Here is a 23,990-nt window from a genome sequence, read left to right on the forward strand (position 1 = left end):
TGCTGACGCTACCGATGCTGACGCTACCGATGCTGACGCTACCGATGCTGACGCTACCGATGCTGACGCTACCGATGCTGACGCTACCGATGCTGACGCTACCGATGCTGGCGATAACGACAGCAACGATTCGGGCAAGAACGATTCTAAGAACGATTCCAAGAAGGACAAGTTGGCCGACACCGGCGCAAACGCTCCACTGGTAATCGGCGGAATCGCCTTGCTGCTGGTCCTCGCAGGTGGAGCCGTAACCGTGCTCCGTCGTAAGAAGGCCTAAGCTATCGTAAAGTAGCACCATAAATCTTGAGCTGGGCAGCTGATATTAGCTGCCCAGCTCAAGACTTTTTATTTGGCACATGACTTAGATGTGGCTGCGCATCTGAACCTTGTTCTGTTGGAATATAGTTCTCTTAAATAGGCGAGTAATCGATACAGAAGATTTCAGTAGCTGGCTGAATGCCCGGCAAAGTGTTCAGCAGAGACCGATGTCGATAGAAAATTTGGGCAATGACGGCAAGCGGAATGACGCCCTGACATTCGAGAGGTAAGGATGACCAAAAAAGGTCACACGCGAAGGCTGATAGCCGTAATTGTTGCGTTGGTAATGGTCCTTGGTTATAGCGCAGTAGCAGTATCCATGGCAGTGGAAGCATCTAATCCAGTGAAGCGCGAATTATCGCCGTTCTTCAGTCAGAAATGGAATGTTTTTGCTCCCAATATTCAGAAGCGCGACTCCTACTTGGAGGTTCGCTCCCGGGCATATGACGACGACGGGAAAATCACAGAATCGGAATGGATTCCCGTTACCGAAGTAGAGCGACTACTGAATAAAGGCAGCTTGGCCCCCTCCCGGATTCAAAAACTTTCTCAAAACACCACCAGTGTTTACCTCTCACGATTCAACAAGCTGAAGTCCGATCAGCGGGAAACTGCACGGAAGAACTTTGTCTCTGTTGACGGTAAGAAACGCGATGTCATGACCGACAGTGAAGTCGTCAAAGCCATCCAGGGTGAAGAAAAAAACTCATCACGTGTAGTGAGCTTTGTACGTATGGATTACATGCTTGTTCGCTACGCCACGGTTTACTCTGAAGCCTATACCGGGAAGAAAGCACGTGATGTGCAATGGCGCATCGTCGGAGATCGAAATAACGACTTCAACCACCGCTTCATGGACGACGCGCAATTCGAAACGAGCGTGCGAACCTTCGGATGGCGTGCGGCTGATGCCAGCCCGTACGAACATGCCGTGGAGCATTTGGAGAACATGATTGACCGCCAGGAAGGTCGATAGGAAATGACATCTCTTATTGATAAATTCGGTAACTGGCTTCTCGAATCTAAACACTCTCTGATCAGCTTCTCGTTGCTGCGTATTATTTACGGCATCGGTATGCTCACCGTCTTGCTGCCAAGCATGGAAGACCGTTCCATACTTTGGGGGCCAGCCTCCTGGTGGGTTGATCCGGAAGCCAAACGGCGCGGCTACTGGACCTTTGACACGATTCTTACCAAGAGCGACGAATTGCTCTTCAGCCTTGGGTACATGGCTTTCATAGCCATCGTGCTGATCTTCATCGCTGGCTGGAAGACTAAGTACATCACGCCGTTGTTCCTGCTGTTCCTCGTTGCGTTGCAGTCCAACAACCCATATCTCACCAACGGCGGGGATACGCTAACGCGAATTACCTTGCTCTTCCTTGTTTTCGCCAACCTCAACGAGCATTTCTCAGTGGATTCTTGGTTGCGGCGACGTAAGGGAAAGACCGTCAATCGCAAGAACAAGCCAGCATGGAACGCGGTCCACAATATCGTGCTTCTGCTGTGCATGGCGCAGATCGTCATTGTCTACGTTATCTCCAGCTATCTGAAAGTCATCGGGGATAACTGGCTTGATGGAACGGGCTTCTACTATGCCTTGAATTTGGAGTCTTATCAGATCTACCCAGGACTCAACGAGCTGATTTGGCAGTCCAGTTTGTTCATCAAAATATCATCGTGGATGACTCTGATTGCCCAGGGCGGTTTCATCATTTTCATTCTGTGGCGCAAGCTGCGTCCATGGGCTGTGGCGGTCCTATTCACTATGCACATGGGCATCGCGCTTCTACTGGCAGGTCTCTGGCAGTTCTCGTTGGTCATGATCGCTTTGGACTTGCTCTTCATTTCCAATAAGGAATGGGCGGCGATCGCTGGATTCGTGAACAGAAAGATTCTTCGAAGGCGCTCGATCGAAGACGAACTTTTCGAAGAAAAGGAACTGGTTGCAGCTGGACGATAGCTAAACACAAAAATATGGGGTAGCTGAACTTTTGGTTCAGCTACCCCATATCGTTTAAAGAATTATTCGCCTACGTAGAACAGGCGCTTGTTCACGAATTCGTCCATGCCCAGCGGGCCAAGCTCGCGGCCGAAGCCCGAACGCTTCACGCCGCCAAACGGCATTTCTGCACCCTCTGCGCTGGCTGCATTCACGTTGGTCATGCCGGACTGCAGCTTCTGAGCCACCCTGGAGGCACGCTCGACGTCGGTGGAGTGCACCGAACCGCCCAAGCCGTAAATGGTGTCGTTGGCCAGCTCAGTGGCTTCCTCGTCGCTGGATACCTTGTAGACCACTGCTACCGGGCCGAAGAGCTCCTCGTAGTAGGCACGCATCTCCTTGGTGATGCCGGTGAGCACCGCAGGGGAGTAGTAGGCCGAAGGGCCGTCGTGCAGCACGCCGCCGGCGTGCAGGGTAGCGCCCTTGGCCACGGCGTCCTGGACCTGCTCGTGCAGGGACTCTGCCGCCTTGCGGGAGGACAGCGGAGCGAAGGTGCCTTCGGCTTCCGCCATCGGGTCGCCAGGCTGCAGGCCTTCGGCACGCTTGGTCAGTTCGGAAACGAACTCGTCATAGATGTCTTCCATGACGATCATGCGCTTGTTCGAGTTGCAGGCCTGGCCGGTGTTGTCGATGCGGTAGCCCCAAGCGGTATCCACGATGCCCGGTACGTCATCGGAGTCCAGGACAACAAATGGATCCGAGCCGCCCAGCTCCAGTACGGCCTTCTTCAGGTTGCGGCCGGCCTGCTCGCCGATAATGGCGCCAGCGCGCTCCGAGCCGGTCAAGGAAACACCCTGGATCCTGGAATCGGCGATGATGGTGGAGATCTGGTCGTGGGTGGCGAAGAGGTTGTTGTAGACGCCGGCCGGTACTCCAGCCTCATCCATGATTTCCTGGATGGCCAGTGCTGAACGCGGGCAGGACTCGGCATGCTTCAAGATGATGGTGTTGCCCAGCATCAGGTTAGGTGCCGCGAAGCGCGCTACCTGGTACAGCGGGAAGTTCCACGGCATGATGCCCAGCAGCGGGCCAACCGGGCGCTTCTGAACGACGGCCTTGCCGCCGGAGAAGGACTTGATCTCCTGGTCCGCTGCCAAGGCTGGTCCCTCGGTGGCGAAGTACTCGAAGATCTCCTGGCAGAATTCAGCTTCGCCCACGGCCTCGGACAATGGCTTGCCCATTTCGGTGGTCATGATCCTGCCGAGTTCTGCTGCGCGCTCGGCGAAGAGCGTGCCTACCTTGGAAACAATCTTGGCGCGTTCGTTGATGTCAACGTCCTGCCATGATTCGTAGGCGCTCTGCGCGGCAGCCAGCGCCTGTTCGACTTGCTCATCGGTGGCCGCGGCGAATTCCTCGACGACTTCACCGGTTGCCGGGTTCAAGACCTTGTAGGTTGGGGCGCTCATCAATGCTCCTGTCGTATGCACAAAAGTGGTCAGCGTAAGCCGTGTGGATCTAACGCTAGCGGACTCCACGCAATAAATGAATGTAATTCACTTCATATTGCGTCTACTCCGAGCTTATCCGCAGAAACAACATTCAGCCACCAAGGAACAGCAGGTATTTGGCTTGAGTGGAAGTTGCAGACGGAAGCGAATGAAAAAGCCGCGGTTTCCAAGACTTGTCTCGGAAACCGCGGCTCAAGAACACAGGTATTACCTGTGTGATCAGTGGATTACTAGCCGATAGCGGAAGAACGCCACCAGTCGATTCCGGCATCGCCCTGGGCGATCTTGGCAATCTGGGCCAATTCCGCGTCGGAGAACTCAAGGTTGTCCAGCGCGCCCAAGTTCTCGTCGAGCTGCTTGGTGGACGAGGCGCCGATCAATACCGAGGTTGCCGCGCCATCGCGCAGCAACCAGGCCAGGGCCATCTGCGCCAGCGACTGCCCGCGCGTCTGCGCAACCTCGTTCAGGCTGCGGACCTTGGCCAGGTTCTGATCGGTCAGCTGGGCTTCGAGCGAACGGCGTCCGCCTTGGCGGACCACATCAGTGGTTTCCAGGTACTTATCGGTGAGCAGGCCCTGGGCCAGCGGGGTGAAAGCAATGGTGCCCATGCGTTCCTTTTCCAGGGTTTGCAGCAGGCCGTGCTCTACCCACGGGTTCAGGATGTTGTAGGAAGGCTGATGGATTACCAGCGGGGTTCCCAGGTCCTTGGCGATAGCGGCAGCCTCGGCGGTGCGTTCTGCCGAGTACGAGGAGATGCCCACGTAGGTGGCCTTGCCCTGGCGAACCAGGGTATCCAAAGCGCCGATGGTTTCTTCCAGAGGAGTCTTCGGATCGAAACGGTGCGAATAGAAGATGTCCACGTAGTCCAGATTCATCTTCTTCAGCGAGGCTTCGCAGGAGGCCAGCAGGTACTTGCGCGAGCCGAAGGTGCCGTGCGGGCCTGGCCACATGTCGTAGCCGGCCTTGGAGGAGATGACCAGCTCGTTGCGGTAGGGCTTGAAGTCCTTTTCCATCATGCGGCCGAAGTTCTCTTCGGCTGAACCTGCCGGAGGACCATAGTTGTTGGCCAGATCGAAGTGGTTGATGCCGTTATCGAAAGCGTGGCGCAGGATCTCGCGCTGGGAATCGAATGGACGGTTATCGCCGAAATTCCACCACAGTCCCAGGGACAGCGGGGGCAGGCGCAGGCCGGAGTCGCCAACGCGGCGGTAGCCGAAGTGCGCATAGCGGTCTGCGGCAGCAGTGTAGGGACGGTGCAGTTCCGGGATGGACGGGAGGCGTTCGTATTCCACGAGGCACCTTTCTGCCAGGTCAAGCGCTGGCGAGCGGAAATCGATTTGACGTCAGTTTCCACAATAGGCCAGAGCCTGAACTAAATAAATAGCGCAAAGGTGGATCCGCTGTGTGCGTAATGGTTTCGTGGATTGGGATTAAATGAAGAACCGACCCGCCAGGCCAAGGAGGTAACGCCTGTGCGGATCGGTTCATCTAGATCACTCGCACCTTGAGAAGGTAATAACCACACTAGGAGCTGAAACTTGAAAGTAGCTGAATGCGAGGTGTGCGGTCTCTTGGGAAAAGGCTTTTGCTAATAATTCGAAGGCGGATCCGAAGCCGGGAATGACTCGTCTTCCCACTCTTCGACGAGAGCTTCATCGTGCTCGTCATGGCGCTTCTTTTCTTCTGCGGCCAGCCGCAGCTTTTCCTCTTCAGCGCCACCGGGCTGCCCAGCAGCTGATTGTTCAGGCATGATCTTCCTCCCAACTTCCGTGGGCCACCCCCTGCGGATGGCTGGACCCTGTGTCTTCAGTGTTCACCTATTAGCCGCGGATGTCGAGGGCGGCGGCAAACACAGATTTCGCCTTCACCGTCAATACAGGATTTAATCGAAGGCATGCCGATGATCAATAATCCCGCAGATGGTTCCGAAATCTTCTTTGACGATGACGGGGCTGCCGGGGAGCCGATTCTCTTCCTCCATGGCTCCGCCCTGTCCCGGTCCATCTGGAGAGGACTCGGCTACACCAAGGCGTTGGGCCAGGGGCACCGCACCATCCGCATGGACCTGCGCGGGCATGGCAAGTCAGCCAAATCCCATGACGTAGCCGACTACACCATGGACAAGGTGGCCAGCGATATCCGCGCGGTGATGGATCACCTGGGCATCGGACGTATTCACATTGTCGGCTACTCTTTTGGCGCACGCACCGGGCTGCACATGGCCATGCACCACCCAGAGCAGGTGATCTCGCTGATCATGCTCGGCGGCACCTACGAAATTACCCCCGGCGAAATCGGGAAGCTCTTCTTCCCCGGCTACCTCGAGGTCCTGCGCAATGGCGACATCGAAGGATTCGTCACCGGGCAAGAAAAGAATGGACGCCTGGATCCAGCAACCCGCATGGCCTTCAAGTCCAACGACCCGCTGGCCCTGGCTGCCTACTACGAGGCCGCCGAGACCCTGCAGAACATCAACCTGTCCGAGCTGGGCAAGATCAGAATCCCGACCTTGCTGCTGATCGGCACCCGGGACCAGCCGCGCTTCGACCAGAACAAGATCATGGTCCGCACCTTGCCCAATGCGCGCATGGTGGCCTTGCCGGGGCGAACCCACGGCAGCACCCTGTTCCCGATTGAGCCTGTGGTCAAGGCCATCGAGTCCTTCTGGGCTGGACGCCAAGCATGAGTTCGGCCCGCTTCGACCTGAACAGGATTGCTTCAGGGCTGGCTTTCGGTCCCAGCAGGGAGGAACTCCAAGAATCCTTGGCGGCTGATCCTGCCCAGCCGTTGGTGATCCAAGCGCCACCGGGATCCGGCAAGACGACGATAGTTCCACCCACGGTAGCCAACGCCCTGGACCAGGCAGGACTGGCTGGCAAGATCATCGTGACCCAGCCACGCCGTGTCGCTGCCCGGGCTGCTGCCCGTCGCCTCGCCCAGCTTGATGGATCGGTTCTGGGCCAGCGTGTTGGCTTCGCCGTGCGCGGGGAACGGCAAGCTTCGGCGCAGACCCGCGTGGAATTCGTGACCGCAGGCCTGATGCTGCGCAGGTTGCTGGCCGATCCGGATCTTGCCGGTGTGAGCGCGGTGATCATTGATGAGGTCCACGAGCGGTCGATCGATACGGATTTGTTGCTGGCGATGGCCAACCAGGTCAGCGAATTGCGTGATGACCTGTCGCTGATCCTGATGAGTGCCACCTTGCACGCCGGGGAACTCTCGGCGCTGCTGGCCCGTGGCCAGGCCGCTCCAGTGCTCAGCGCCCACACCGCGCAGTTTGCCGTGCAAGAAGCTTTCGACAGCTTCGCCGGAATCCGGAACACCGAACGCGGGCTGAACGATGACTACCTGCGCCACGTTGCCGCCGTCGCGGTACGCCACAGCGCGGCAGCCAACGCAGCAAGCGCAACCCCGGTGGACACCTTGGTGTTCGTCCCCGGGGTACGGGAAGTCGACCGCGTCTGCTCGCAGATTTCTGCCTCCGGAGTGCAAGTCCTGGCCTTGCACTCGCAGATCTCTTCCAAGGAACAAGACCGGATCCTCAGTGAGCCGGAGGCTGGCAGCGCCCCGCGGATCATCGTCTCCACCTCCATTGCCGAATCGTCGGTGACCGTGCCGCGCGTTCATCTGGTGGTGGACGCCGGCTACGCCCGCGAGCCGCGCCGAGACAGCTCGCGTGGTTTCTCGGGGTTGATGACCGTGGTGGCCAGCCGTTCCGCGGCCACCCAGCGGGCGGGCCGGGCAGGACGACTCGGGCCGGGCAAGGTGGTGCGGACCTTGGACCCCAAGTCCTTTGCCGCCGCCCCGGCGCACTCCACACCGGAAATCCGCACCGGCGACCTGGTCGCCGCCGGCTTGTCGCTCGCGGCATGGGGGACCCCGCGTGGCGAGGGGCTGGCCATGTGGGAAGCGCCGCCGGCTAGCGCCATGGCCAGCGATGAGCAGATCCTGCGCAGCCTGGACGCGGTTGACGGCACCGGGCAGATCACCGCCCTGGGCGAGCAGATGATGAAGGTTCCAGCAGACCCGCGTGCCGCCCGCGCGTTGCTCGAAGGCAGCCGGATTTTCGGCACCCGGGCTGCCTCGGATGCTGTCGCATTGCTGGCCAGCTCGGAACGCATTGCCAGCGCGGACCTGAATGAATTGCTTGCCGCGGTGCGCCGGAGTTCGCATCCGGCGCACCGTGCCTGGAAGCATGAAGCGCAGCGCCTGGAAAAGCTCCTGGGCACTGCGGAAAACCGCACCGGGCGGCAGCCTGCACCGGCAGCTGCGGCCCTGGCAGGCGTGTGCGCTTTGGCGTACCCGCAATGGATTGCGCGCAAGGTCGGCCCGGAGGAATACCTGTTGGCTTCGGGGACCCGGGCAACCTTGCCACGCGGCAGCCAGCTGATGCATGAGGAATTTCTTGCGGTCGCCGAAGTTTCCCGTGCCGGATCCAAGGCGGTGATCCGACGGGCCGTTGGCATCGAACTTGGCACTGCCGTCGACCTGTTGCCGCAGATGCACCAGAAGCGCGAAGTGGCGGAGCTGGTTGACGGCAGGATCACCGCTCGCCAGATCGAGAGCTTTGGCGAGATCGAGCTGGCGGCCCATCCGGTCAAGGCCACCGCAGAGCTGGGCATGCAGGCTGTTGCCAGCGCCATAGCTACGCAGGGGATAGCCTTCTTCGGCACCCATGAAAAGTTTGATGCCTTGCGCCGGCGAATGGCCGTGGCCCATCGCCTGCTGGGCGAACCCTTTGCCGCGGTGGATGACCAGGCCCTGATTGCCTCGGCGGGCAACTGGCTGCAGCCGGTCTTGCGGCAGGTAGCCGCCGGCAAGAACGCGGCCAAGGTTGACCTGTATTCGGCATTGCGGACCTTGCTGCCGTGGGAGCATGCCCATGATTTTGATTCGCTGGTGCCCGAACGGCTCCAGGTGCCTTCGGGATCAAGGATTTCCGTGGCCTATCCCGAGGTCGGTGAAACCGGTCCAGCGGTCGTCGCCGTGAAATTGCAAGAATGCTTCGGGCTCGATGAGTCGCCGCGGCTGGTCAAGGGCAAGCTTGCCGTCCAGTTCCACTTGCTTTCACCCGGTGGCAGGCCGCTGGCGGTGACCGATGACCTGGTTAGCTTCTTCAATGGGCCCTACGCCCAGGTGCGTTCTGAAATGCGCGGGCGCTACCCGAAGCATCCTTGGCCGGAGAATCCATGGGACCACGTGGCAACGGCAAAGACCAAGAACCGATTGGGCCGGCAGTAGGCAAAAGCACGCCGGGGCCGAGGCCCGGAAGAACGAGCCAGGTCCCGGCGTGCTTTCCGGCGCCCAGGTTCTAGGCGAACGCTGAGAAGCCGGTGATGTCGCGGCCCATGATCAAGGCCTGCACGGTTTCGGTGCCTTCATAGGTGTGGATTGCTTCCACATCGGCGAAATGGCGGGCCACGCGGTTGCTGGTCAGGATGCCGTTGCCGCCGAGCAGGTCGCGGGCGTTCGCTGCGATGGCGCGTGCGGTGCGGGTAGCGGTGTACTTGGCCAGCGACGCCTGCGGGCCGGTCAGCTCACCGGAAGTTTCGCGCTTGGTCGCCTGCATGACCAGAACCTGGATAGTAGCCAGTTCGGACTGCATGCGGGCCAGGCGCTCCTGGACGATCTGGCTGGCGGCCAGCGGACGCCCGAACTGCACGCGCTGCTTGGCGTAGCTCACGGCCGACTCGTAGCAAGCGGTCGCGTGGCCCACGGCAGACCAGGCGACACCCAGCCGGGTGGCGAACAGGACGCGCGAGGTGTCCTTGAAGCTCTTGGCTTCGGGCATCACATCGTGGTCCGGAACGAAGACGTTCTCCATGCGGATATGCGCCTGCCAGATAGCGCGCAGGGAGAGCTTGTTTTCGATGGTGGTGGCCTTGTAGCCTTCGGCATCCTGGTGCACGATGAATCCGCGGACCTTGCCTTCGTCGTCGCGGGCCCAAACGATGCTCACGCCGCCGACCGAGCCGTTGCCGATCCATTTCTTTTCACCGCTCAGGCGGTATCCGCCCTCGACCTTGGCGGCACGGGTTTCCAGCGAAACCGAGTCGGAACCATGAGTTGGTTCAGTCAGCGCGAAGGCGCCTGGAAGTTCGCCGCGCAGCATGGGGATGGCGTACTTCTTGAGCTGCTGGGCATTGCCGCAGTACAGCACGGAGCGCAGAGCCAGACCGCCCTGGACGCCAACAATGGTGGAGACCGAACCGTCGCCACGGGCCATTTCCATGTTGACCAAGCCTGCAGCCAGCGGGCTCATTTCCTCGTAGCCTTCCAGGTTCAGGCCATCGCGCAGCAGATCCGCATCGCCAAGCTTCTTGAGCAGATGCAGCGGGTAGTCGGCCTTGTCCCAGTACTCGTGGATGTCGTCCTTGACCTCGTCGAGGATGAATGCGCGGGCCTTGGCTCGCCACGCGTTGTCCGCTTCGCCTACTTCGGCGAAGATTCCGGTCGGATCGATATTGACGTCTCCGGACCACAGGTCGTATTCGGGTTCGACAACGCCGGCGGGAAATTCAAAACCGGTCTCCAGCTGGGACATTTCAGATGCTCCTAATAGCTACGGTGAAAAAGCTTCACTCCTAGACTAGTGGAACGCAGTGCCATGTCAAGAAACTTGGTTTCAAGAGTTGGGTGGAATCGATTAGTTTCCGTGCTCTTTGAGCGCGCGGGAGACGGCCTGGAGAATCGCCTGCTCATCGGCGCCGGCATCCAGCACGGAAACCACCACGCTGGGGGCCGCAGGCTTGGGGGCGGCCGCTGCCTGTCCGGGGTCGAGCAGATCTGCGAAGCGGTTCAGGAACTGGCGCACATCGTTCGCCAGCTTGGTGCGGTCCGTGCTATGCGCGTCTTTCAGCCAGCTGCGCAAATGATCGTTGTGGATCGCAACCAGGCCAGCGCTAACGCCCAGGCACAGCGATTTCTCCGTGGCGCTCTTTGCCAAATCGCGACGGTTCAGGAACCCGTAAAACGCCCGTTCATAGCGGTGAGTGGAGACCAGCTCGCGCTCTCGCAGCGACGGCACCGAGGAGAGCAGCTTGTGGCGCAGCTGGGCGCCTTCTGGGTTGACCGTGTACTGGTCGAAAACCACATGCGCGGCATCGATGAGCGTAGTGATTGCATCAACCGACGAGGCGGCCAGCGTGGTCTCGACGTGTGTAATGATCATTTCCTGGTCGGCGAAGACCATATTCTCTTTCGACCCGAAACGGCGGAAGAAAGTGGAACGGGAAATGCCAGCGGCAGCTGCCAGCTCGTCGACGCTGGTGGCATCGAAGCCCTGGGTAATGAGTAGATCAAGGGCTGCTGGGGGTACTGCGGAAGAAGCGATCATGATTCACGAATTTAGCACGATTCAAGCTGGGAAATTCTTGGGTTCAGCTATGCGCGCCGCGCAAATGATTGTGAACTACTGCGCCCATGACTACGCTGAACATCAGGGCGTTCCATGCCGGAACGCCATTCTTGGACGAAATGAAAGAGAAGTGAGGGCCCATGGGAATCTCGATTGCAAACGCCGCGCTACGTTTGGTCAGTGGTGCGTTCATTCTCAACAGCGGCATCAACAAGTTGCGCATCGATGAAGCCAGCGCCGCAGGCCTGCAGCAGATGGCAGCCAACGGCGTGCCTCAGCTGGCCGAGCTGGAACCGGCAGTTTTCGGCAAGGCCGTATCCATCGGCGAGATCTCGCTGGGTAGCGCCTTGCTGCTGCCGCTGATCCCATCGCGGCTGGCCGGCTTGGGCCTGGGCGCATTCTCCGGTGTGCTGCTGGCTTCCTACCTGCGCACTCCGGGCATGACAGAATCCGACGGCATCCGCCCAACCGCGGATGGCACCGCCCTGGCCAAGGACGTATGGCTCGCAGGTATCGCTGTGGCATTGATTCTTGGTCGCAAGGGCGCCAAGAAGATCAAGAAAGCAAAATAAGCGGACGGAATCGCTTGAGCAAAACACTCGGCACGCCGTAAGTTGATCTTGGAGACTGCGGTTTTCAGCGGCCACATTTGAACTACAAGCTAAGAGGAGAACCAATGGGTTTCTTAGATGATGCAAAGAAGAAGCTGGGCGAGGCAGTCGAAAACGCGAAGGACTTCGCAGGCGACGCTACCGAGAACGTGAAGAACTTCGCAGCGGACGCCCAAGAAAAAATCGGCGAGAAGGTCGATGAATTCAAGAACGGCGATAGCAACGAAGAACCTGAAGACAAGGTCTAGCGACCACGAAGCCAGCGCCTGATCCAGCGACTTTCGAGTCCCGGACCAGGCGCTGGCTCCGTTAAGAGCTGCCTCTGGCTAGTGGCGCTGCGCCTTCTTGCCATCGCTGAGGAACGCTACAACGAGCACAGCAGCCACGCCGATGAAGCCCGGCAGCATCAGTGCCTGTCCCAGGCCAACAGACGTGGCTTCCATGATCACCGCAGGATCCTTGGAATCTGCCTGCGCGATCTGTGCCGAAATGCGGGCATCCATCATCACCGCGATCAGCGCAGAACCAAGCACTGAACCGATTTGCCGGGTGGTGTTGTAAATCCCTGAACCGGCACCCGCATCACGCGCGGTCAAGTCCTTGGTGGCTGCCAGCGACAGCGATGGCCAGATCATGGCTGAACCGATGCCTTGAACCGCTGAAGGAATCAGCAGCATCCACAGCGGGATATCGGCGTGCATCATGAAGGCGTAGACCACCGTGGCACCGCCAAACAGGAAGAACCCGGGCACGGCCAAGATCCGCGGGCTGAGCTGATTGACCTTCTTTCCCAGCTGCGGCGCGAGGAAGATCGCCACGAAAGCCATCGGAGAAATCATCAACGCGGATTCGGTGGGAGTCAGGCCTCGGACATTCTGCAAGAAGAACACCATCGGCAAGGCGATGGTCGCGATGGTCAGGCCCATGAAGGTGATCGCGACATTGGCCAAGGAGAAATTGCGGACCTTGAACAATCGCAGCGGAACCAGCGGTTCAGACGTGGTCTTGGACTGCCACCAGATGAAGGCTCCCATCAGCACCGCGCCGATGATAATCAGATGCCACGAATTCAGCGGGCCAATGAATGGTTCCCAATTGGTGGCATCGCCTTCCTGGATGCCGAAGACCAAGCAGAACATGGCCAACGCCGAAAGGATGACGCCGAACCAGTCGAAGGAATGCGCTTGGGATTCAAGGGCTGGCACGAATTTGAAGACCATGGTCAAGCTGACTACCGCGATGGGCAAGTTGATGAAGAAGATCCATTCCCAGCCGATGGAGTCCACCAGCAGACCGCCGGCAATCGGACCGATCAGCGAAGCGATGCCCGCCACTGCACCCCATAGGCCCATGGCTGCACCGCGGTGCTGATAAGGGAAGAGGCGGGTAATGAGCGTCATCGCCTGAGGGGAAATCATCGAAGCGCCAAGGCCCTGGACGGCGCGCGCCGCCACCAGCGAGCCGAGGGAATCGGACAAGCCGCACCACAGCGAGGCCAGCGAGAAGACCACCATGCCGATGAGGTAGATATTGCGCGGACCGAAGCGGTCACCGAGGCGCCCGGTGACCAGCAGCGGCACCGCGAAGGTGAGCAGGTACGCGCTGTTGACCCACAAGATGTTGGAGATATCGGCGTCCAGCGACGTCATGATGGAGGGCATTGCGGTGGACACGATCGTGGTGTCCAGCAGGATCATGAAGAAGCCGATGACCAGTGCCCAGAGGGCACGCCAGGCGGCTTTCTTGTCGAAGTGTGTTTCGGGATTCGCAGTTTCAGGCACTGGTCAAGGCTAGTCCCTATCAGCCCTGTGCGGAACGGATAGCGAAACTATGCATAGGAAATCAGTCGAAACTCACATCGCCCGAGATGCGGGTGGCGACATCGCCACTGACCCAGACGCCTTTTTCGGTAGCTTCAATATGCAAGATCGCTTCGCGGCCCAAACGCGTGCCCTGGCGCACGGTATAGCGCTGGGGTGCATAACCGGTCTGCGTCAGCCAGATGCCGAACGCAGCATTCAGCGAACCGGTGGCAGGGTCTTCCGGAACAGCCTCGCCGGGAATGAAGGCACGGACCTCATAGTCCGCCGGAGGCTGCAGCACCACATTGCGGAAGCGCTCTTCGGAACGCTCAAAATCAGAGAAGTCCAGCGGACGCAGCTCTTCGCGGGTACCGGAAACGCGCGGCATGACCGATCCGCGCGGTTGCCACACGCTCTGCGAAACGCTGGCTGCGGTGTAGGGGCCGATGACGCCTACTTCCAATCCCTGCAGCGCCTCATAGTCAGGTTCGATGCCCAGCACGATATCGGCGTCACGCAGCACCAGGCCCGCAGGATGCGGACCGTTGACCAGCCACTGGTGGTCCACCACGTCTTCTTCGCGAATGCCCAGCCCGGCAATCGCCCATTGCAGGACATCTGGTTCCAAAGGGCCCGACCTGGTCAGCGGGGGTGCGAGGAAGGCCAAGCGCCGCGAGTGGCGGTCGCTGCTTTCCCGTTCCACACGCACCGGAATCAGTCCGGCACCGCATTGCTGGATCAGATGGCCTGCGGGACCAGCCTCGCCACCGGACTCCAGCCAAGCATGAGCCGCGCCCAGCGTCGGATGGCCAGCAAAGGGCAGCTCGGTGCTCGGGGTGAAAATGCGAATGGCGTAGTCCGCTTCCTCATCAGTGGGCTCGACGAAGAATACAGTTTCCGCAAGATTCATCCACTGCGCAAAGTGCTGCATCTGGTCATCGCTCAGGCTGTCGGCATTGAACACGACTCCCAGGCCATTGCCGTTGAAAGCAGTGGGTGCAAAGACATCAACCTGCTGATAAGAGAATGTGCGCGACATACTTAGCATGGTGGCACATTAATCAGCAGGTTGACCCGGTGTTACGTGGTACGTCACGCAAAAAGTTGCGAACGCATCAAGGAAATGAACCTTCTTTACCAATGGTGCGCAACATCGATGACCAAGCGTGAACCGTCGCCAGGTCCAGGCAGTGCGAACACGCGCATGGGCAGCCGTGCCCTGGTCGAGAGCCCCACTTTGGTTTGGCCTTCAAAGCTGCCCAGCCACACCAATTGGCGGAACGTCGTGTAGCCCAGATTCTTCACTTCGGCGCCCGGGTTGAAATCCTCGGTTGCCGGGGCCTGCACCAGGATTTCCAGGTTGGCACCGCCAGTGGTGTCCACCTGCAGGCCGGAACCGATTCCGGTCAGTTCGCTGACATACCTGGCTGAATGGCTGGCAGCTGGTCCTGCGAGATCGATGACCAGCCGGTCAAAGCACAGGTGCCGTCCGGTCCGAAGATTTTCCACTGCGGAATGCGTGGACAAGGAGCTGGTTTTGGCCAAGGATCCCCAATAAACCGTTGGGCAGGAAGCAGACGCGAGGGCGGCCGGAGCGGGGGCCGCCGCGGAAGCGGGCGTCACCACGAGCAAGGCTGCCGCCACCGTGCCTAGAACGATTCCAATTTTTCCGTTGCGCATATGGATCACCGTCTCTCTTGGTTTGCGCCCGCAGGCAGAGCGGACTGCCAGTGAATCAACTAAAGGCCTGGAATGCGGCAAGCGCAAGGGCAGAAAAGAATTGGAACCACTCTGAGACGCTTCTGCAATGGAGCCGGAGAACTCCCGGGCCGTAGGGCGGAAGGCAGGTTCCACACAGCATTTATTTAGCGCCATATGACATGCTTTAAACATGTCACCTACCCCCGTTGAACCCATCGGCGAAACCGTCGAGGAAGTCATTACAGCCTCAAGCTTCCTCCCCGAATCGTTGCAATTTTGGGTTGTCCTGCTCATCGGTGCGCTCGTAGCCGCAATCCTGGCGTTTGTTTTCAGCGGCGTTGCCCGCCGCGTGCTGCGCCGGATCGGCGTGGACGAAGCCGACGTGAAAGCCACCAGATTCCCGTTCTTCGGCCTGGTTACCTCGATTATTGCCAAGTCGGCCTTCGCAGTCTTCTATCGAGAACGCACTTGGTACAACCCCTGGCAGTTCGCCATCCTGATCATTCTGGTCTTCTTCCTCACCTGGTTCATCATCAAGCTGGTGCGCGTGATTGAGACCGGCATGATGGCACGCTTCGAGGCGAGATTCGGTCCAGGGCGCAGGCTGGCCAAGGTCCAGACGCAGGTCGGCCTGATGCGACGGGTACTGGTTGCGGTGCTCTGCATCATTGCAATCGCCGCGGTGCTGCTGACGATCGAGCAAGTCAGGGCGCTGGGCGCCGGCCTGTTGGCCTCGGCTGGCCTGGCTTCGGTGGTCGTTGGCCTGGCCGTGCAGTCAACGTTGGCGAACGTATTTGCCGGTTTGCAAGTGGCCTTTACCGACTCGATTCGCGTGGACGACACAGTGGTAGTCGAGGGGGAACGCGGCACGGTAGAGGAGATCACCCTCTCCTACGTCGTGGTGCACCTGATCGACGGGCGCCGGATGATCCTGCCATCGACCTACTTCACCACGACGCCATTTGAGAACTGGTCGCGGCGCAGCACGGAGATCTCCGGAAACGTAGCACTGCAGCTGAAGCTCAATGCGCCGATTTCCTACCTGCGCCAGCGCAGCAGCGAACTGCTTGAAGCCTCCGACTGGTGGGATGGCCGGGACAATGAGCTGCTCGTGACCGACGCGCAAAACGGCTTGCAAACAGTGACCATTTATTTATCCGCGCGCAACGCCGGGGACCTGTGGAACCTGCGCAATATGCTTCGGGAGAAGCTGCTGGCCGAGCTGGTGGAAAACTACCCTGATTGCCTGCCGGATCCCCGGATGATTCCAAGCAACCCGGTCTAGCGGCATAACGGAAGCCGCTGATCCCAGTACTGTGAACTGGGATCAGCGGCCTTTGCCGTTTCCGGGGACCTAGAGCCGCAACGCAGCGGGTCCGTAGTCGTTGTAGCGCTCCTGGCGGGCCGTCGCTTCGCGCAATGCCGAGATGAGCGACTCGGCCTTGCCGATGAGATCCTGGATCAAGTCATCGTCACGTTCCACCCAAAGGTATTCGGGAACCGCGCGCACCGGCACGAAATTATCGTGCTCTTCCCAAACGAACAACGTGCGTTCGGCCCCGATCACATGCTGCTGCCAGAGCACCTGGCGCAGGTAGCTCTTGGGGATCTTCTTGAAGGGCTTGTTGGTGGTCTTGATTTCAGCCAAAACCGGAACTCCCGATGCATCGAAACCCAAGCCATCGGGAGTCGCCAGATGGAGCCTTGAATGCTGCGAGTGGAAGAGCTGGGAGGAGGGGAAAATATTGAAATTCTCTTGGACCCAGGCAGCGATGACCGGTTCGCGCTTGCGCCCGTGATCGGTGTAGGGATTGCCGGAGAAGCCATTGCCGTAGAGCTTGTCCCATGCGGCGTTCTTGATGGACTTCTCGGTGGACAACTTGGCCACGTCCGTTGCGGTGATGCCCTGGGCCCGTGCGCGGAGCCACTCAATGCGGTTGGAAGAGTCGGCTAGAACACGTTCGAAGCATTCATGTTGGACGCCGGGCACAGTAATCACTTGACCTATTCTTCCCCATGAATGGGCAAGAACCGTGCACCTTGGGCTTCGAGCTGGCGTGAGACTAGTCGCTGGCTTCAGCGATAGCGGTCAACAGCTGATTGATAGTCGGTGTCTGGCTGGCACGGAATTTCTCCGTGCCTTCCTGCAATAGCCGAATGACCGGGGTGCTGGTGATTCCCATTTCCTCGCCGCGCTCCACCTGCTCCACGACATTGATCTCTTCGACCTCCAACGCGGGCAGCAGTTCCTGCACGCGGGCGACAGCCAGCCGCGTGCGCACGCACGGTGCGCAGAATGGTTGCGTATACAGTTCCAGCTTCATCTGTTGCCTACTGCTCCTGCTGTCGTCGTGAACCAGCTGCCGGCTGCTCCTACCGGGGGATGAGCCTGGCCGGAGGCTACTTGGAACCCTGCGCTGATGTGCGCGGGTGGCATTTGTTGAAAACATTGGGTCATGCTTGAAAATTCCCTTGGCCATCCTCCCGTACTCGCCGCTCACGGACTCTACCGCAGCTTCGGTTCCACCACTGCACTGAACGGCGTCGATCTGCAGATTTCACTGGGCCAGTCCCTTGCCATCATGGGCCCCTCGGGTTCCGGAAAATCCACGCTGCTGCACGCACTGGCCGGTATTGAACTTCCCGACGCCGGCAGCATCATGCTGAACTTCCCGGGCCGTGCACCGGTGGATATCCAGGGGCTCAAGGACAAGGCGCGCACCAGGCTGCGCCGTGAATCCTTCGGCTTCGTCTTCCAATCCGGACTGCTGATTCCCGAGCTCACTGCCGAAGAGAATGTGGCCATGGCCTTGATGATCAACGGCGTGCCACGCAACGCCGCCATTTCCAGTGCCGGGGCGGCCCTGGCGGAACTGGGCCTGGCAGGAATGGAGCAACGCCGCATCGGCCAGCTCTCCGGCGGGCAGCAGCAACGAGTAGCCATTGCCCGCGCGCAGGTCACCGGGGCGATGGTGGTCTTTGCCGATGAACCTACCGGCGCGCTGGATTCAACCACGGGCTTCGAAGTGCTGGAGATCTTGCTGCAATGCACCGTCGGTGCCGGAAAATCCCTGGTGATGGTGACCCATGATCCCAATGTCGCCGCGCGCTGCGACCGTGTAGTGCAGCTGCAGGACGGCCAGCTGATCAGCGACAGCCTGCGCCCATCGGCCACCGTGGATGGCGGTGCCCAGAAGTGAATATCCTGCACCTGTCATGGATGCTTGGCCGGCCGGCGAAGTCCCGGCTGGCACCACTGATCCTGACCGCCAGCGCCTACGCCATGGTCAGCGCGATCCTGCTGATCGTGCTGGGAGGCGCCTACTCCTTTACCAGTTTCGAATCCGCGGCCCAGGGGATGTACCTGCCATTGGCAGCCTTCGCCGTGGTGCTTCTGGTAGTCCCATTGCTGGTGCTGGGATCGGCCGCTGCCCGGCTCTCCGCGCGGTCCAATGACCGCGCCCTGTCGTCCTTGCGCTTGCTCGGCGCAACCGGGGCGCAGATCGGCCTCGTGGCCGTGCTGCAAGCCGCCGGCACGGCGTTGGCCGGCGCACTCGCCGGAATCGTGCTCTACCTCCTGGCCGCACCAGTGGCCTCGCTGATTCCGTTCCAAGGTGCGCCGATCGGTTCGGCCATCTATTTGCCGCTGTGGGTGCTGGCGATAGCAGTAGTCGCTGTCGTGCTCCTCTCGGCAGGCAGTGCAGCTGCCGGCTTGCGCAAATTGGTGATCACCCCGTTGGCGGTGGCAACCCGCAGCACGGTGCCCACCCCCAGCTGGCTGCGCGCGGTGATCACCCTTGCCGGCATTCTGGTGCTGTACATGGTGTTCTCCAACATGGGCCAGTTCGTGCAGTCCATCGCCGCGATCATCGCAGTGGTGGTTGGCGGTTTCGGCTTCGGCTTGCTGGTGATGAACCTGGTCGGCCCGTATCTGGTGGCGAAGGTGGGCAAGGCCAAGCTGCGCAAGGCCAGAACTCCGCAAGAGCTGCTGGCAGCCCGCATGATCCTGGAAAGCCCTGCCGAATCCTGGCGCCAGGTATCCGGGGTTGCCATGGCTTCGTTCGTCGCGGTGGTGGGCGGCAGCGGGGCCGCCTTGATGGAGCTGACCGGAAGCGAACTCGATCAGGGCACCTGGCTGGAGCATGTGCCCGCCGATGTCACCACCGGCGTGCTGGTGACCTTGGCGATCAGCTTCATCTGCGTGGCCGCTTCGGCGGCGATCTCCCAAAGCGCCAGTACCCTGGATCGCGCTGAGCTGTATCGCGGGCTGAACCGGTTGGGCATGCCCTACGAAACGATGAACGCCGCGCGCACCAAGTCGATCATGATCCCGGCGCTGGCTGCCTCGATCGGTTTCGCCATCGCCTCCACGGTGCTCGTGCTGCCCCTGGCCGGGGCCGCCATCCTGCTCAAGCCGCTGACGGTCATCACGGTAATTGTCTCCGTGTTACTCGGCTTGCTGCTGGTGCGGGGAGCAATTTTGGTGGCTGATCCGCGGAAGCTGCTAGCAACTAGAGAATAAAGTCTCTGGTCAGCCCACCGAAAAAACCGCCCGATTTGGTTAGGGTCACTTCAGGGCCGGTGATTAGGGACGTTTCGTGTTGCGTAATGCGCAGAGAAACGCGTATCGTGGCATACGGCCCGGATAGGCATGCCTAACCTAGCTAAACAAAACGTTGACAGAACCTCGCATAGTCTGGAATCACCGACCCATGAAAAATTCACGTCGCGCCGGAATTTTCGCCGCTTCAACTGCCATCCTCGCCTTGGGCCTGACCGCCTGCGGCGCGTCGAGCAACTCAGCGGATCCGTCGGCTGCCACTTCAGCCAAGGCCGCAGAAGACTTCACTCCGGTCACCATCGAGAACATCTATGGTGAAACCACGATCGAAAAAGTCCCGGAACGCGTTGCGACCATCTCGTGGGTCAACGCAGATACCCTGCTGGCTCTGGATACCGTGCCGGTCGGCATGGACACCGACACCTACGGCATGAACGAGAACAACTCCACCGCATGGAAGGATGCCGCTCTGGAAGAGCAGGGCGCTTCCATCGGCTCCGAGAAGGCGCCCGTGCAGTACAAGGTGGGCGATGACATCGACTACACCGGCATCGCCGCCAGCAAGCCCCAGGTCATCTTCGCTCCATACTCGGGGTTGAAGAAGGAGCAGTACGAGAAGCTGCAGGAAATCGCTCCGGTCGTTGGCCCCATCGAGCCTAACTACCTGACCAGCTGGGAACAGGTCACCGAAGTTGCCGGCCAAATGCTGGGCAAGGAAGAAGAAGCCGACGCCCTGATCGAAGAGATCGAAGGCAAGCTGGCCAAGGTCGGCGAAGACAATCCAGCGCTGAAGGACACCACCTTCATCGCAGCTGACCTCTCGGCGCCGGATACCGCCTACATCTACTCCGAAGGCGACACCCGCCCGCGCTTCCTGAGCGCACTGGGCATGACCCAGGCCGAGTACGTGCAGAAGAACGCCGCCAAGGACACCTTCTTCTTCACTGTCTCCCCGGAAAAGGTCAACGAGTGGGATTCGGACATCGTCTTCGCTTCGGCTGTTGCGGGCAACACCATGGAAGATGTCGTCAAGGGCCAGCCGCTCTACGGCCAGATCCCTGCCGCGAAGAACGATGCCGTGGCGCTGCCAGGCACCGATGAAGCAACACTGGCGATCTCCGCGGCTTCGCCGCTGTCCATCGAATGGGCACTGGATAACGTAGTTCCAGGCATCGTCAAGGCTGCTGAAAACGCAGCTGCCGCGAAGTAGCTCCGGCTAGGGATTCACTGACAGATAGTGCAATTGGGCTTCCAGGGAATGGGTAGCTGCGCCCACCAAGCGCGCATCGAGGTCGGGGTAGACATGCTCCAGCAATTCAGCTGGCTGCGTGTGGACCCCGGCCTTGCCGAGTTTCTGCAAAGCCGCACGCACCTGGTCCAGCCGCGCATGCCGATGCTTGATGTACATCTGCAGCAGCGGATGCGAGGAATCATGCTGCTCGCCGTGCGCCGGATGCAAAGCCATATCGGGCAGCGCGAGCAGCCGCTGCAGGGAATCCAGGTAGTCGGCCAATGTGCCGTCCGGGTGTTCCAAGATGGTGGTGCCCCGGCCCAGCACCGTATCCCCGGTGAACAAGTGGGCAGCCCCGCCCTGGCGGATGAAGCACACCGAGTCCGAGGTGTGGCCAGGGGTGAAGACCACCTGGATGCTGGCACCGGCGGCGCTGATCGTTTCGCCATCGGTGAAGACCGGGGCATCCCGGCAGTACTGCTCCAGCATGGCACGCACCGGCGCACCGGTCATCCGGTAGAGCGCATCGATGCCTCCCGTGTGATCGGCATGCCGATGGGTAATGAGCACCAGCTGGATGTCGAAGGCCGCCAAGGCCTGCAGATGGTCCTCGAGCTCAGGGCCCGGATCAATCAGGACGACCGGAGTTCCAGGAACAAGTTCGTCCACAGCAGGGTCGAACAGCAGATAGGAATTAGTCCCGTCCAACGTCATTTCAGAAGGGTTCTGCGCGCGAAGCAGGCCGATGCCTGGAGCGATAATAGTGGGCAAGGGAAGAAGAGCCATAGCAATGAGTGTAGGAACCAATGACCGCGACTGAAAGTATTACGCGCCAAGCACCGGGGGCCAAGTCGCCAAAAGCCGGCCGGAAGCTCGGCGCCTTGCTGCTCCTTGCCCTGTTGCTCGGGCTGGCGCTGTTCGCTTCGCTGCTGCTGGGTGCGCGAAACGTCTCGATGGGCATCGTGATCGATGCCATCTGGAATTTCGACCCGTCCAATGGCGACCAGGGCGTGGTCGCGTCCCGCTTCGCCCGCACCATCGGAGCCATCGTGGTTGGCGCTGCCCTGGGTTTGGCAGGCGCCGGACTGCAGGGCCTGACCCGCAACCCGCTGGCCGATACCGGGATCCTGGGCTTGAACGCCGGATCCTCCATGGCCGTGGTGCTGGCGATCGCCTTCCTGGGCGTCAGCTCCCTGGCCGGAATCATGGTGGCCGCCTTCCTCGGCGCTGCTGGGGTGATGGCCCTGGTTTATCTCGTGGCCAACGTGGGCCGTGAAGGCGCCACGCCCATTAAGCTTGCGCTGGGCGGTGCCGCCATGGCTGTGGGCGTGGGCGCGATTACCAATGCGGTCCTGATGATTTCCGATGCCACCATGGACCGTTTCCGCATGTGGCAGATCGGCACGTTATCCAGCAGCGGCATCGACACCTTCCTCGGGGCCATTCCCGTGGTGGCCGCCGGCGCACTGATCGTGCTGTCCACCGCCAAGGTATCCAATGCCGTGTCCATGGGCGATGACACCGCGATCGCCTTGGGCTTCAACTTGAACCGCGCCCGGCTGATCGGCTCCATCGGGGTGGTCATTCTCGCTGGCACCGCCACCGCCGTGGCCGGGCCCATCGCCTTCGTCGGCCTGATGATCCCGCATGCCGTGCGCTTGCTGGTCGGTTCCGACTACCGCTGGCTGATGCCAGCGAGCCTGATTGCCGGGCCGATCCTGCTCTTGCTGGCTGATACGGTGGGACGAATCATCGCCCCGCCCAGCGAGATCCAGGTAGGCGTCATGTGCGCCATGCTGGGTGGACCGATCTTCATCATCATGATGCGCAGCGGCATGAAGTCGGTGAGCCTGTGAGCACGAGCGAAATGACAGCAGCGAACATGACCCAGCCCCGCAGCACCACGGAAACGGCCGGACCGGCGACGGCCCCGGCCTCGAAAGCCGCACCGGCGCTGGCAGCCCGCCGCAGATCCCGGGTGCGCCGCACCGCCTTGTGGATGGCCCTGGCCCTGGTGCTCGCCGTGGCGGCCTACCTGTTCTGGGGGCGGGACCGCCTTCCAGCTGCCGAAGTCTTCCAGGTTCTCAGCGGTGAAAAGGTGCCGGGCACCAGTTTCATCATCATGTCCGACCGCCTGCCGCGCATCGCGGTGGGTGCCCTGGCCGGTGCCGGCCTGGGCATTTCCGGTGCCTTGTTCCAGCGCTGGCTGGGCAACCCGCTGGCCAGTCCCGACGTGATCGGCGTGGGCTACGGCGCATCGGCGGCCGCGGTTTTCGCGATGATCACCCTTGGCTATGCCGACTGGAAGCTCAACGCCTTCGCACTGGCCGGCGGGCTGCTGGTCGCTGCATTGATCTACTGGCTCTCGGCCTCGGGCAAGCGGACCGGTCCCCGGCTGATCCTGGCGGGCCTGGCCATCGGCGCGATGCTCCAGGCGCTGATCCAGTACCTGCTGACCCAGGCGCAGGTGAATACGGCCAGTGATGTGATGCACTGGCTGACGGGTTCACTGGCCTCGAGCAACTGGGAAAATGCGCTGCTGCTTTTGGCGTCCCTTGGCGCCATCGGCATCCTGTTGCTGCCCCTGGTGCTTCGCCAACTGAAAATGCTGGAGCTGGGCGAGGACACCGCGGCGGCCCTGGGGCTGCACGTGGGCTGGGCCCGGGCGATCTTGGTCTTTGTTGCGGTGGCCATGGGCGCCTTGCCGATTGCGGTCACCGGGCCGATGGCGTTCGTTGCCTTCCTGGCCGGCCCGATTACTGCCGCGCTGACCCGCGGCCCGATCAACATCCTGCTTTCCGGCCTGACCGGGGCAACGCTGGTGACTGTTGCCAATTTCTTTGCCGCGAACCTGTTCGCGGATCTTTCGCTGCCGGTGGGCGTTATCACCGGCGCATTCGGTGCACCCTTCCTGATTTGGATTCTGGTGCGCGCAAACTCAACTGGAAGCGGGGCATAA

Annotated in this window: 24 protein-coding genes; 13 read left to right on the forward strand and 11 right to left on the reverse strand. The window is 60.6% G+C overall.

All coding sequences use genetic code 11. The features are described 5' to 3' along the window. The 3 genes from M2368_RS16020 to M2368_RS16030 all read left to right on the forward strand — a co-directional run. Window positions 1-277, forward strand: a 277-nt coding sequence (locus M2368_RS16020) for an LAVTG motif-containing sortase-dependent surface protein (protein WP_402695755.1), incomplete at its 5' end; no start/stop codon positions are given. A 273-nt stretch (window positions 278-550) separates the two neighbouring features. Beyond that, window positions 551-1,294, forward strand: coding sequence for a DUF5819 family protein (locus tag M2368_RS16025; protein ID WP_208294297.1), 744 nt, complete (start codon window positions 551-553; stop codon window positions 1,292-1,294). 3 nt (window positions 1,295-1,297) lie between these two features. Continuing rightward, on the forward strand, window positions 1,298-2,281 hold the full coding sequence (locus tag M2368_RS16030) for an HTTM domain-containing protein (RefSeq protein WP_133834863.1): 984 nt from the start codon (window positions 1,298-1,300) through the stop codon (window positions 2,279-2,281). Window positions 2,282-2,343: 62 nt separating this feature from the next. Here M2368_RS16030 and M2368_RS16035 read toward each other — a convergent pair whose 3' ends face one another. The 3 genes from M2368_RS16035 to M2368_RS16045 all read right to left on the reverse strand — a co-directional run bounded on the left by M2368_RS16035 (window position 2,344) and on the right by M2368_RS16045 (window position 5,518). Further along, window positions 2,344-3,726 carry an NAD-dependent succinate-semialdehyde dehydrogenase gene (locus M2368_RS16035; protein WP_105659101.1) on the reverse strand — a complete coding sequence of 461 codons (1,383 nt, stop codon included), beginning with the start codon at window positions 3,724-3,726 and terminating at the stop codon, window positions 2,344-2,346. A 272-nt stretch (window positions 3,727-3,998) separates the two neighbouring features. Continuing rightward, entirely contained in the window at window positions 3,999-5,060 is a 1,062-nt protein-coding gene (gene mgrA, locus M2368_RS16040; protein WP_402695756.1) for an L-glyceraldehyde 3-phosphate reductase, read from the reverse strand. A gap of 296 nt (window positions 5,061-5,356) precedes the next feature. Beyond that, on the reverse strand, window positions 5,357-5,518 hold the full coding sequence (locus M2368_RS16045) for a hypothetical protein (RefSeq protein ID WP_166650864.1): 162 nt from the start codon (window positions 5,516-5,518) through the stop codon (window positions 5,357-5,359). A 150-nt stretch (window positions 5,519-5,668) separates the two neighbouring features. Here M2368_RS16045 and M2368_RS16050 point away from each other — a divergent pair, with 150 nt between their 5' ends. Together M2368_RS16050 and hrpB are read left to right on the forward strand one after the other, a co-directional pair. After that, on the forward strand, window positions 5,669-6,454 hold the full coding sequence (locus M2368_RS16050) for an alpha/beta fold hydrolase (RefSeq protein WP_498724713.1): 786 nt from the start codon (window positions 5,669-5,671) through the stop codon (window positions 6,452-6,454). Beyond that, a complete protein-coding gene (gene hrpB, locus M2368_RS16055; RefSeq protein ID WP_498724714.1) occupies window positions 6,451-9,009 on the forward strand; it encodes an ATP-dependent helicase HrpB in 2,559 nt (852 codons plus the stop codon). The genes M2368_RS16050 and hrpB overlap by 4 nt, the downstream gene beginning before the upstream one ends. Window positions 9,010-9,079: 70 nt before the next feature. Here the strand turns inward: hrpB and M2368_RS16060 are convergent, their stop codons facing one another. After that, a complete protein-coding gene (locus tag M2368_RS16060) occupies window positions 9,080-10,312 on the reverse strand; it encodes an acyl-CoA dehydrogenase family protein (RefSeq protein WP_498724715.1) in 1,233 nt (410 codons plus the stop codon). A 102-nt stretch (window positions 10,313-10,414) separates the two neighbouring features. Beyond that, window positions 10,415-11,104: a TetR/AcrR family transcriptional regulator gene (locus M2368_RS16065; RefSeq protein WP_332489113.1), complete on the reverse strand. Its 690-nt coding sequence runs from the start codon at window positions 11,102-11,104 to the stop codon at window positions 10,415-10,417. A 161-nt stretch (window positions 11,105-11,265) separates the two neighbouring features. Between M2368_RS16065 and M2368_RS16070 the strand changes: the two genes are divergently transcribed. Both M2368_RS16070 and M2368_RS16075 read left to right on the forward strand, forming a co-directional pair. Then, window positions 11,266-11,697, forward strand: coding sequence for a DoxX family membrane protein (locus M2368_RS16070; RefSeq protein ID WP_105659096.1), 432 nt, complete (start codon window positions 11,266-11,268; stop codon window positions 11,695-11,697). Between the two features lie 104 nt (window positions 11,698-11,801). Next, on the forward strand, window positions 11,802-11,984 hold the full coding sequence (locus M2368_RS16075; RefSeq protein ID WP_105662724.1) for a hypothetical protein: 183 nt from the start codon (window positions 11,802-11,804) through the stop codon (window positions 11,982-11,984). A 78-nt stretch (window positions 11,985-12,062) separates the two neighbouring features. Here the strand turns inward: M2368_RS16075 and M2368_RS16080 are convergent, their stop codons facing one another. The 3 genes from M2368_RS16080 to M2368_RS16090 all read right to left on the reverse strand — a co-directional run bounded on the left by M2368_RS16080 (window position 12,063) and on the right by M2368_RS16090 (window position 15,218). Further along, window positions 12,063-13,517: a DHA2 family efflux MFS transporter permease subunit gene (locus M2368_RS16080; RefSeq protein ID WP_498724716.1), complete on the reverse strand. Its 1,455-nt coding sequence runs from the start codon at window positions 13,515-13,517 to the stop codon at window positions 12,063-12,065. A gap of 61 nt (window positions 13,518-13,578) precedes the next feature. After that, complete coding sequence (locus M2368_RS16085) at window positions 13,579-14,577, reverse strand: PhzF family phenazine biosynthesis protein (protein ID WP_286134418.1); 999 nt, start codon at window positions 14,575-14,577, stop codon at window positions 13,579-13,581. A 95-nt stretch (window positions 14,578-14,672) separates the two neighbouring features. Further along, window positions 14,673-15,218 (reverse strand): AMIN-like domain-containing (lipo)protein, encoded by a 546-nt coding sequence (locus M2368_RS16090; RefSeq protein WP_286172315.1) that lies wholly within the window; start codon window positions 15,216-15,218, stop codon window positions 14,673-14,675. A 211-nt stretch (window positions 15,219-15,429) separates the two neighbouring features. On the opposite strand from M2368_RS16090, the gene M2368_RS16095 reads away from it, so the two are divergent. Next, entirely contained in the window at window positions 15,430-16,524 is a 1,095-nt protein-coding gene (locus M2368_RS16095; protein ID WP_133834859.1) for a mechanosensitive ion channel family protein, read from the forward strand. Between the two features lie 69 nt (window positions 16,525-16,593). Here M2368_RS16095 and M2368_RS16100 read toward each other — a convergent pair whose 3' ends face one another. Further along, window positions 16,594-17,238, reverse strand: a complete 645-nt coding sequence (locus M2368_RS16100) for a YqaJ viral recombinase family protein (RefSeq protein WP_286134416.1) — start codon at window positions 17,236-17,238, stop codon at window positions 16,594-16,596. Window positions 17,239-17,302: 64 nt separating this feature from the next. Next, the gene (locus M2368_RS16105) at window positions 17,303-17,563 is read right to left on the reverse strand and encodes a glutaredoxin family protein (RefSeq protein ID WP_133834858.1); all 261 of its coding nucleotides are present in this window, start codon (window positions 17,561-17,563) and stop codon (window positions 17,303-17,305) included. 132 nt (window positions 17,564-17,695) lie between these two features. Here M2368_RS16105 and M2368_RS16110 point away from each other — a divergent pair, with 132 nt between their 5' ends. From M2368_RS16110 to M2368_RS16120, 3 genes are all read left to right on the forward strand, one after another. Beyond that, window positions 17,696-18,439, forward strand: a complete 744-nt coding sequence (locus tag M2368_RS16110) for an ABC transporter ATP-binding protein (protein WP_388025231.1) — start codon at window positions 17,696-17,698, stop codon at window positions 18,437-18,439. Further along, window positions 18,436-19,761, forward strand: a complete 1,326-nt coding sequence (locus M2368_RS16115; RefSeq protein WP_388025229.1) for an FtsX-like permease family protein — start codon at window positions 18,436-18,438, stop codon at window positions 19,759-19,761. Before M2368_RS16110 ends, M2368_RS16115 begins: the two co-directional genes overlap by 4 nt. A gap of 190 nt (window positions 19,762-19,951) precedes the next feature. Continuing rightward, window positions 19,952-21,010 carry an ABC transporter substrate-binding protein gene (locus M2368_RS16120; RefSeq protein ID WP_498724717.1) on the forward strand — a complete coding sequence of 353 codons (1,059 nt, stop codon included), beginning with the start codon at window positions 19,952-19,954 and terminating at the stop codon, window positions 21,008-21,010. A gap of 6 nt (window positions 21,011-21,016) precedes the next feature. On the opposite strand, the gene M2368_RS16125 is transcribed toward M2368_RS16120, so the two are convergent. Then, on the reverse strand, window positions 21,017-21,817 hold the full coding sequence (locus tag M2368_RS16125; protein WP_498724718.1) for an MBL fold metallo-hydrolase: 801 nt from the start codon (window positions 21,815-21,817) through the stop codon (window positions 21,017-21,019). Window positions 21,818-21,837: 20 nt separating this feature from the next. On the opposite strand from M2368_RS16125, the gene M2368_RS16130 reads away from it, so the two are divergent. Together M2368_RS16130 and M2368_RS16135 are read left to right on the forward strand one after the other, a co-directional pair. Further along, complete coding sequence (locus M2368_RS16130; RefSeq protein ID WP_498724719.1) at window positions 21,838-22,887, forward strand: FecCD family ABC transporter permease; 1,050 nt, start codon at window positions 21,838-21,840, stop codon at window positions 22,885-22,887. Window positions 22,888-22,913: 26 nt separating this feature from the next. Beyond that, window positions 22,914-23,990, forward strand: coding sequence for a FecCD family ABC transporter permease (locus M2368_RS16135; RefSeq protein WP_332503828.1), 1,077 nt, complete (start codon window positions 22,914-22,916; stop codon window positions 23,988-23,990).

The sequence above is a fragment of the Arthrobacter sp. JUb119 genome, assembly GCF_024807995.1.
Classification (GTDB): domain Bacteria; phylum Actinomycetota; class Actinomycetes; order Actinomycetales; family Micrococcaceae; genus Glutamicibacter.

Bases quoted from the DNA above. Each gene is read 5' to 3' on its own strand.
- M2368_RS16025 (WP_208294297.1), top strand. From the start codon at position 551: ATGACCAAAAAAGGTCACACGCGAAGGCTGATAGCCGTAATTGTTGCG.
- M2368_RS16030 (WP_133834863.1), top strand. From the start codon at position 1,298: ATGACATCTCTTATTGATAAATTCGGTAACTGGCTTCTCGAATCTAAA.
- M2368_RS16035 (WP_105659101.1), bottom strand. From the start codon at position 3,726: ATGAGCGCCCCAACCTACAAGGTCTTGAACCCGGCAACCGGTGAAGTC.
- M2368_RS16045 (WP_166650864.1), bottom strand. From the start codon at position 5,518: ATGCCTGAACAATCAGCTGCTGGGCAGCCCGGTGGCGCTGAAGAGGAA.
- M2368_RS16050 (WP_498724713.1), top strand. From the start codon at position 5,669: ATGATCAATAATCCCGCAGATGGTTCCGAAATCTTCTTTGACGATGAC.
- hrpB (WP_498724714.1), top strand. From the start codon at position 6,451: ATGAGTTCGGCCCGCTTCGACCTGAACAGGATTGCTTCAGGGCTGGCT.
- M2368_RS16060 (WP_498724715.1), bottom strand. From the start codon at position 10,312: ATGTCCCAGCTGGAGACCGGTTTTGAATTTCCCGCCGGCGTTGTCGAA.
- M2368_RS16065 (WP_332489113.1), bottom strand. From the start codon at position 11,104: ATGATCGCTTCTTCCGCAGTACCCCCAGCAGCCCTTGATCTACTCATT.
- M2368_RS16070 (WP_105659096.1), top strand. From the start codon at position 11,266: ATGGGAATCTCGATTGCAAACGCCGCGCTACGTTTGGTCAGTGGTGCG.
- M2368_RS16075 (WP_105662724.1), top strand. From the start codon at position 11,802: ATGGGTTTCTTAGATGATGCAAAGAAGAAGCTGGGCGAGGCAGTCGAA.
- M2368_RS16085 (WP_286134418.1), bottom strand. From the start codon at position 14,577: ATGTCGCGCACATTCTCTTATCAGCAGGTTGATGTCTTTGCACCCACT.
- M2368_RS16090 (WP_286172315.1), bottom strand. From the start codon at position 15,218: ATGCGCAACGGAAAAATTGGAATCGTTCTAGGCACGGTGGCGGCAGCC.
- M2368_RS16095 (WP_133834859.1), top strand. From the start codon at position 15,430: ATGTCACCTACCCCCGTTGAACCCATCGGCGAAACCGTCGAGGAAGTC.
- M2368_RS16105 (WP_133834858.1), bottom strand. From the start codon at position 17,563: ATGAAGCTGGAACTGTATACGCAACCATTCTGCGCACCGTGCGTGCGC.
- M2368_RS16110 (WP_388025231.1), top strand. From the start codon at position 17,696: ATGCTTGAAAATTCCCTTGGCCATCCTCCCGTACTCGCCGCTCACGGA.
- M2368_RS16120 (WP_498724717.1), top strand. From the start codon at position 19,952: ATGAAAAATTCACGTCGCGCCGGAATTTTCGCCGCTTCAACTGCCATC.
- M2368_RS16125 (WP_498724718.1), bottom strand. From the start codon at position 21,817: ATGGCTCTTCTTCCCTTGCCCACTATTATCGCTCCAGGCATCGGCCTG.
- M2368_RS16130 (WP_498724719.1), top strand. From the start codon at position 21,838: ATGACCGCGACTGAAAGTATTACGCGCCAAGCACCGGGGGCCAAGTCG.
- M2368_RS16135 (WP_332503828.1), top strand. From the start codon at position 22,914: ATGACCCAGCCCCGCAGCACCACGGAAACGGCCGGACCGGCGACGGCC.